The sequence below is a fragment of the Variovorax sp. P4_B11 genome, from assembly GCF_056402355.1.
Map to the genome: position 1 here is coordinate 62,080 of NZ_JBFUHO010000041.1, position 7,605 is coordinate 69,684.

General features: G+C 70.8%; 8 protein-coding genes. 6 read left to right on the forward strand and 2 right to left on the reverse strand.

Annotated elements, in window-relative coordinates; all coding sequences use genetic code 11:
* Positions 1-26: 26 nt before the first annotated feature.
* A complete protein-coding gene (gene yccS / locus AC1DYD_RS28485) occupies positions 27-2,225 on the forward strand; it encodes a YccS family putative transporter (protein WP_478176108.1) in 2,199 nt (732 codons plus the stop codon).
* 16 nt (positions 2,226-2,241) lie between these two features.
* Here the strand turns inward: yccS and AC1DYD_RS28490 are convergent, their stop codons facing one another.
* Positions 2,242-2,790 carry a nucleoside 2-deoxyribosyltransferase gene (locus AC1DYD_RS28490; protein ID WP_478176109.1) on the reverse strand — a complete coding sequence of 183 codons (549 nt, stop codon included), beginning with the start codon at positions 2,788-2,790 and terminating at the stop codon, positions 2,242-2,244.
* Positions 2,791-2,844: 54 nt separating this feature from the next.
* Complete coding sequence (locus AC1DYD_RS28495; RefSeq protein WP_478176110.1) at positions 2,845-3,432, reverse strand: hypothetical protein; 588 nt, start codon at positions 3,430-3,432, stop codon at positions 2,845-2,847.
* A gap of 174 nt (positions 3,433-3,606) precedes the next feature.
* On the opposite strand from AC1DYD_RS28495, the gene AC1DYD_RS28500 reads away from it, so the two are divergent.
* From AC1DYD_RS28500 to AC1DYD_RS28520, 5 genes are all read left to right on the forward strand, one after another.
* Positions 3,607-3,864 (forward strand): hypothetical protein, encoded by a 258-nt coding sequence (locus tag AC1DYD_RS28500; protein ID WP_478176111.1) that lies wholly within the window; start codon positions 3,607-3,609, stop codon positions 3,862-3,864.
* A gap of 273 nt (positions 3,865-4,137) precedes the next feature.
* Positions 4,138-5,058, forward strand: coding sequence for a LysR family transcriptional regulator (locus AC1DYD_RS28505; RefSeq protein ID WP_478176112.1), 921 nt, complete (start codon positions 4,138-4,140; stop codon positions 5,056-5,058).
* Between the two features lie 124 nt (positions 5,059-5,182).
* Positions 5,183-5,602, forward strand: coding sequence for a malonate transporter subunit MadL (gene madL / locus AC1DYD_RS28510; RefSeq protein WP_478176113.1), 420 nt, complete (start codon positions 5,183-5,185; stop codon positions 5,600-5,602).
* A gap of 5 nt (positions 5,603-5,607) precedes the next feature.
* Positions 5,608-6,372 carry a malonate transporter subunit MadM gene (madM, locus tag AC1DYD_RS28515; RefSeq protein ID WP_478176114.1) on the forward strand — a complete coding sequence of 255 codons (765 nt, stop codon included), beginning with the start codon at positions 5,608-5,610 and terminating at the stop codon, positions 6,370-6,372.
* Positions 6,373-6,383: 11 nt separating this feature from the next.
* On the forward strand, positions 6,384-7,605 hold a 1,222-nt coding region (locus AC1DYD_RS28520), incomplete at its 3' end, for a malonate decarboxylase subunit alpha (RefSeq protein WP_478176115.1).

Here is a 7,605-nt window from a genome sequence, read left to right on the forward strand (position 1 = left end):
GCACGCATCCTGCGAGAAGCGGTGGCATGCTCTCTTTCGTGATCGATACCTTTCCGCAACGGCTGCACAGGTGGGGCTCGGGCCAGGCCCAGGCGCTGCGTGTGCTGCTGACCCTCGGCAGCCTGATGGCGGCGTGCGGCGCCATGGCGCGGATGGAGGCCGTGACCCCGCTGTTCCTCGGCGCGATCGCGAGCGCGCTGGCCGAGACCGACGACAGCGGGCGGGGGCGCTATCGCACCCAGATGGTCACGCTGGCCTGCTTCGCGGGGGCCGCCTTCGCGGTGTCGGCCTTGATCGACATGCCCATCCCGTTCATCGCCGGCCTCGCGCTGGCCGCGTTCTGGCTGACGATGCTCGGGGCGGTCGAGGCGCGCTACAAGGCGATCGGCTACGCGACGCTGATCCTCGCGATGTACGCCACGCTCGGCATCGGCAACCACCCGCTCGCGGGTCCAGTCGAACGCCGCCTGGAGCTGCTGCTGCTGCTCGCCGGCGCCGCCTGGTACGGCGTCTTCTCGGTGGCCTGGTGCGTGGCCTTTCCGGCCCAGCCGGTGCAGGCGCGCCTGGCCCGGCTGTATGCGGTGCTGGGCCACTATGTGCGTTTCAAGGCCTCGCTGTTCGAGCCGTTGCGCGGCATCGACATCGAGCGCAAGCGGCTGTCGCTGTCGCAGCTCAATGCGGAAGTGGTGGCCGAACTCAATGCCGCCAAGGAGAGCATCTTCAGGCGCATCGGTGCCCGCGCGCCCACCGGGCGGATCGCGCGCTACCGCGGCCTCTACCTGATCGCGCAGGACGTGCACGAGCGCGCGAGCTCGTCCCATGACGACTACAACGCGTTGGCGGACGCCTTCTTCCACAGCGACCTGCTCTACCGTTGCCAGCGCGTGCTGCGCCTGCAGGGCGAGGCCTGCGAACGGCTCGGGCTGTCGATCGAGCGGCGCGAGCCCTTCGCCGCCGACAGTGCGACGGTGCAGGCGCTGGCCGACCTGCGCAGCGCGATCGCGCACGAGCGCTCGCATGCCGCAGAGCCGGTGCGACTGGCGCTGCTGGCGTCGGTCGAGGCGCTCGCGCGCAACCTGGAGCAGCTCGACGGCCAGCTGGCCGGCGCCACCCAGCCCTCGGCGCGGGCCGGACGCACGGACATGGGCCTGTTCGATCGCTCGCCGCGCTCCTGGCGCGATGCGCTCGAGCGGGTCCGGCGCCAGCTCACGCCGCGATCGCCGTTGTTCCGCCACGCGCTGCGACTGGCGCTCGCGCTGGCGGCCGGCTATGGCTTGATGCGCGTGATCCATCCCGCGCAGGGCTACTGGATTCTGCTGACCACGCTCTTCGTCTGCCAGCAGACATGGGGCGATACGGTGTTGCGCATGGGCCAGCGCATGGCGGGCACCGCGGTCGGCGTGGTGATCGGCTGGGCGTTGCTCGACCTGTTTCCCCAGCACCTGGTCGAGGCGCTGCTGGCCGTGGCGGCCGGCGTGCTCTTCTTCGCGACGCGCAGCACGCGCTACCTGCTGGCCACGGCCAGCATGACGGTGCTGGTGCTGATGTGCTTCAACCAGGTGGGCGACGGCGGCGTGCTGATCGTGCCGCGGCTGGTCGATACCGCGATCGGCAGCCTGATCGCCGGGCTGGCCATGGTGCTGGTGCTGCCGCATTGGCAGGCGCGGCGCTTCAACGAACTGGCGGCTGCGGCGATGCGCAACCAGGCGCTCTATCTGCGCGGGATCGCCCAGCAGTACCACGCCGGCGCGCGGGACGACCTGGCCTACCGGCTGGCCCGGCGCAACGCCCACAACGCCGACGCGGCGCTGGCGGTCGCCGTCTCCGAGATGTTCCGCGAGCCCGCACGGGTGCGGCCGCGGGCCGGCGTCGCGCTGCGCTTCCTGATCCAGTCGCACACCCTGCTGAGCTATCTTTCGGCGCTGGGTGCGCACCGCGTGGCCTTGCGCAGCGCCGCGCACGCGGCCGCGCTGCACGCGGTGGCGGCCGCAGCGGCGGAGGCCCTGGAGGCACTGGCGGCGAACATCGAGCAGGCCTCGGCGGAGGCACTCGAGGCGATGACGGGCCGGGTGTCGGAGGTCCAGCGGCTGGCCGGCCTGGCCGGGCCGGACGGCGAGGGCGACCCGGCCACGCAGCTGGTGGGCACCGAACTCAGCCTGATCGGGCAGCAGATCGAGGCACTGCGCAGCTACGCGCTGCGCTGGCTGCGGCCCGAGGCCGCCTGAACCCGGGCGACCTTGCTCAGTGCGTCGCCGGCGATCCGCGTGTCAGCTTCTGCGCCAGACTGTCGAGCGCCGCCGCGGCGTCGGGTGCGAACGCGATCGATCGCGCGAGCATGAGATTCAGCGCTTGTCCGAGCCCTTCGACCGTCGTCCCGCCGGCCAGCTCGGTGACCACGCCGGCAGCGTCGCGCCGGCACGGAATCGCGGCCTGCACGCGGTCCGCATAGCTTCCCCGCGGAACGCCGTATCCGACCACCGGCTTGCCGAGCGCGACGGCGTATCCGACCTCGAACACCGTGCCGGAGTCGGGCTCCTGGCCGCGGAAATTCATCAGGTTGGCGATGACGCCGTCGGCTTCGCGGATCAGCGCGGCGTTGCCTTCGTAGATGGCCTGTGCCCGCTCGTCGTCGTTCGCCGCCGGCGGCAGGGCCAGCGGGGCGTCGGTCGGCGCGACACCGGCCAGGCCCAGGCGATCGCAGTGCGCCTTCAGCGCAGCGAAGATGCTTTCGCGCCCCGGAAAGAAGACATCGGGGCCGGCCAGGTAGATGCGTGGGCGCTTTGGACTCATGCCGCCGATGGTATCGGCCCGGGCGTGCGGGCCGCCCGCGATACCCGTGCGCCGCTACGGAAGCGTCGCGCGGTCGCCCGGCTTGCCCGCCTGCGTGTGGCCCAGGATGTCGGCCCGGAGCTCGTTGTAGCGCGCCACGAAGTTGACCAGCACGCTGGCGGTCCAGGCGAAGGCGAAGATGCCCGAGATGCCGATGATCGGGGGCACGATGCGCCAGGCGCGCGGCAGCGAGAACGGCTCTCCCAGCGCGGTGTAGCAGTTGGCCGCGAAGTAGGCCGCACTCGACCAGTCGCCCACGATGTCGCCGAACTTCAGCGCGGCCGACCAGACCACCACCTCGGCCAGGTGCAGCGCCAGCAGCATCATCACCGTGACCGTGAACAGCAGGTCGGCACGCCACAGCGAAGCGCGCAGGCGCAGCGCGTGGGTCCGTTTGAGATACGAGCTCGTGATGATGCGGATCCAGAAAGCGTGGAACATGATCACGAAGACCAGCACGGCGCCGCCGAACATGATGTCGGGCAGGGGCAGCGCCTGGGTCAGGGCGTTCTCGACCAGGCTGGGCCGCAGACTCGACAGGTCCGAGGCGGCGGTTGATACGACGCCGGGCAGCGAGTCGGAATCGAATTTCGTGTCAGCCATGTGCCGGTCTTGGATGGAGGCGGGTCGGAGCGGCCCGCGCCATGGTAACGAATGAGCTCGCCAGGCACGATGCGGGTTTCACGGGTCTGGTACCGGGTCCAGCACGAATTAGGGTTAACCCTTATAATTGCGCCAGCCCTGTGCGAATTCGCGTTGGGGCTTCAGGAGAACCCCATGTCCACGATCCTCGCCAACGGTCTTTCCGTCGATGCTCCCGGCGCCTCGCCGGCGGCCCGCGCCCTGTCGCATGTCCTGTCCCTCGGCCTCCGGCTGCTGACCGGCTGGAAGGCGGCAGCCCCCGAAGCCCCGCCGTCGCGCAAGGCCGAAGCCGACGCGGTCCGTGAATGGGCCTGGACCTTCGCCCGCACCGACCGCAGCTTTGCCGACGACCTGTTCGCGGCCGCCGACCGGCACGAGCGGGCCGCGAGCTGACCCCCACGCGCCCCCACTTCGTGTGGGTCGCTGCCCCCCGAGGGGGCCGCAGGCCGCCTTGGGGCGGCCCGGCGCCGGCCTGACTGACCCCCACGCTCCCCCACTTCGTGTGGGTCGCTGCCCCCCGGGGGGCCGCAGGCCGCCTTGGGGCGGCCCGGCGCCGGCCTGACCCCACGCTCCCCCGCTTCGTGGCCTGAGCCGCCAGCCGCCGCGGGGGCGGCACGGGTGCCTGCGTAAGATAGCGCGCATCGCACCCCGCCCCGCAGGCAGCCCATGGACGAGCGCGTCGACGACGACATCACCTTTCGCAGGCTCGAGATCCTGCTCGCCTTCATGGAGACCGGCAATCTCGCGCGTGCCGCCGAGCGGCTCGACACCAGCACCGTCACCGTCCACCGGGCCCTGCATGCGCTCGAAAACGGAATGCGCTGCGCACTGTTTCGCCACGAGGGCCGCAATCTCCATCCGACCGAAGCCGCCCAGGCCCTGGCCGAGGTCGCGCGCGACGTGCTGCGCACCATGTCCCAGGGCATCCGCTCGACCCGCGAGGTGGCCGGCTACTCGGCCGACCGGATCCGCATCGGCTCGCTCTACTCGCTCACCAGCCGCACCGTGCCCGCGATCGTGATGGGCATGAAGGTGCGCAAGCCCGAACTGCAGCTGGAACTGGTGCTCGGCTCCAACGCCGACCTGCTGCAGAAGCTGCGCGACGGCGCGGTCGATGCCGCGTTGATCGGGATGCCCGAGGGCGCGCCCGACCTGGAGAGCGAACCGCTCTTCGACGACGACATCTTCTTCGCCGCGCCGGCCGGCTCGCCCTACGGCCGGCTCGAGGCGGTCGACCTGAGCGCCTGCGCCAGCGAGCGTTTCGTCAGCCTGAGCGAAGGCTTCGTGACCTACAGCGGCTTCCGCGAAGCCTTTCGGATCGCCGGCTTCACGCCCGACGTGGTCATGGAGACCGGCGACATCTTCTCGCTGATGAACCTGGTCAGCGGCGGCATCGGCTACACGCTGCTGCCGGGCCGCGTGCGCGGCGTGATGCCGCAGCGGGTGCAACTGATCCCCTTGCAGCCGCGCTACCTCATGCGCCAGAAGATCGGCGTGAGCTTCCTGCGCACGCGCGAGCGCGACCCCAACCTGCTCGCGCTGCTGGCGGTGTGCCGCATGGCCCGCGCCGACCTGGCTCAGGGTTAACCCCCGATCGTTTCGCTCCGCGACGTTTTCGCGAGCGCTGCTTAATTGATCGGACCGGCGCCGGCCGGTACCTTTCGTCTCCAGGGAACAGCGCCTTCGCGCAGCCCGATCCAGGAGACAAGTCATGATCATCTACGGCACCGCGCTGCTGGCCGTCTGCCACCTGCTCGGCATCTTCATCGGCGACCTGCTCGGGCAGGCGCTCGGCGTCAAGACCAACGTCGGCGGCGTCGGCATCGCGATGCTGCTGCTGATCTTCGCCCGGCTCTCCATGCAGAAGAACAACAAGCTGCCCAAGCTGACCGAACTCGGCGTGGAGTACTGGGGCGCGATGTACATCCCGGTCGTGGTCGCGATGGCGGCCCAGCAGGACATGGTCGCGGCGCTGCGCGGCGGCCCGGTGGCCCTGCTGTCGGCGGTCGCCGCGGTCGCGGTCTGCGCGGTCGTCATCGCGCTGATCAACCGGATGGAGCGCCCGGCCGCGGAGCCGGCGGTCCCCGCGCCGCTGCTGCACGACAACCCCCTCCTGACCGAAGCGGAGTGAACACCATGCTCGAAATCCTGCAGAAAGCAGCGGCCCAGAACGGCCTCGTGGCCGCCTTCGCGGTGGTCGGCCTGATCGTCCTGGTCTCGGGACAGATCTCGAAGCGGCTGACTTTCGGCCGCGTCCATGGCTCGGCCATCGCGATCGTGATCGGCCTGGCGCTGGCCTACTGGGGCGGCACCCAGACCGGTGGCCACAAGGGCCTGGCCGATGTGTCGCTGTTCGGCGGCATCGGCCTGATGGGCGGCGCGATGCTGCGCGATTTCGCGATCGTCGCCACGGCCTTCGAAGTGCAGGCCACCGAGGCCCGCAAGGCCGGGCTGATCGGTGTCGTCGCGCTGCTGCTGGGCACCGTGCTGCCCTTCGTCGTCGGCGCGGCCATCGCCTGGAGCTTCGGCTATTCGGATGCGGTGAGCATGACGACCATCGGCGCCGGTGCGGTGACCTACATCGTCGGCCCGGTCACCGGCGCGGCGATCGGCGCCAGCCCCGACGTCATGGCGCTCAGCATCGCCACCGGGCTCGTCAAGGCCATCATCGTGATGGTCGGCACGCCGATCGCGGCCCGCTTCCTGGCCTTGAAGACGCCGCGCTCGGCGATGGTGTTCGGCGGCCTGGCGGGTACCGTCAGCGGCGTCTCGGCCGGCCTCGCCGCCACCGACCGCAAGCTGGTCCCCTACGGTGCGCTGGTCGCCACTTTCCACACCGGCCTCGGCTGCCTGCTCGGGCCATCGCTGCTGTTCTTCGCCGTCAAGGCCATCATGGCGTGAGGGCCACATCCATGGACCGAATGAACTGGAACACCAAGGCCGACAACCGCGCGGCCCGGCTCGCACGCGCGGCCGAAGCGCTCGGCGCGCAGCTTGCGGGCAAGCGCGTCGCCACCGAGGCCATCGGCACCCTGCTCGAAGCGGTGCTCGAACCCGGCGACCGCGTCTGCCTCGAGGGCAACAACCAGAAGCAGGCCGACTTCCTGGCGAAGGCGCTGGTGCGGCTCGATCCGCAGCGCGTGCACGGCCTGCACATGGTGCAGTCGGTGCTGGCGCTGCCGGAGCACCTCGACGTCTTCGAGAACGGCATCGCCGCACGGCTCGACTTCAGCTTCTCGGGGCCGCAGGGCGCGCGGCTCGCCGGGCTGGTGTCGGCCGGGCGGATCGAGATCGGCGCCATCCACACCTACCTGGAACTGTTCGCACGCTACTTCGTCGACCTGACGCCCAAGGTGGCGCTGGTGGCGGCGCAGGCGGCCGACGCCGAGGGCAACCTCTACACCGGGCCCAACACCGAGGACACGCCGGCCATCGTCGAGGCCACCGCCTTCTCGGGCGGCATCGTGATCGCCCAGGTCAACGAGCTGGTCGACGGCCGGACCACGACCCTGCCGCGCATCGACATCCCGGCCGACTGGGTGAGCTTCGTGGTCCAGGCGCCGAGCCCGAACTTCATCGAGCCGCTGTTCACGCGCGACCCGGCGCAGATCAGCGAGATCCAGGTGCTGATGGCGATGATGGCGATCAAGGGCATCTACGCCGAGTACGGTGTGCAGCGCCTGAACCACGGCATCGGCTTCGACACCGCGGCGATCGAGCTGCTGCTGCCGACCTACGCCGAATCGCTGGGCCTCAAGGGCCGGATCGCCAAGCACTGGGCGCTGAACCCGCACCCGGCGCTGATCCCGGCGATCGAGGCCGGCTGGGTCGAGTCGGTGCATTCCTTCGGCTCCGAGCTCGGCATGGAGGACTACGTCCGGGCCCGCTCCGATGTCTTCTTCACCGGGCCCGACGGCAGCCTGCGCAGCAACCGGGCCTTCTGCCAGGCGGCGGGCCACTACGCCTGCGACCTGTTCATCGGCTCGACCCTGCAGGTCGACCTCGACGGCAACAGCTCGACCGCCACGCTCGGGCGCATCGCCGGCTTCGGCGGCGCGCCCAACATGGGGGCCGACGCGCGCGGCCGGCGCCACGCCAGCCCGGCCTGGCTCAAGGCCGGCCGCGAGGCGCGCG